1 pseudogene is annotated in these 364 nt (G+C 39.0%); it reads left to right on the top strand.

The annotated features are described in order from the left end of the window. Positions 1–364, top strand: a pseudogene (locus LG649_RS15970) (hypothetical protein); the annotation flags it as partial.

Consider the following 364-nt stretch of genomic DNA (forward strand, 5'->3'; position numbering starts at 1 on the left):
CTTTATTGAAAAGGAAGCTACCTTAAATGGGAATAGTAGTTGGGAAGAAGTTATTTTTGATTTAGCAGATATTGATGAGTCTCAATCGTATCAAAAAATAGTTTTATTTTTCGATTTTGGTGTCGTTGGCGAAGGTGGTTCAGATTGGACTTTCTATATAGACAACATTAACCAAACTATACCTTCTAGTGGAGCAACAGGATTGCCTGGCCAATGGGTAATGGCTCCAGAAGGAGGTGCATTAGGTGTTGGTCCAAATGCTGGGAATTCAGAATGGTGGAATTGTGATGCAGCTTGTGTAACCAGCAGAGCATGTTTTTATGACGATGTTTATGTATTTGGCGAAGACGGCTCATTCCAAAAT

This window comes from Neotamlana laminarinivorans, from assembly GCF_020523925.1.
Taxonomy (GTDB): Bacteria; Bacteroidota; Bacteroidia; order Flavobacteriales; family Flavobacteriaceae; genus Neotamlana; species Neotamlana laminarinivorans.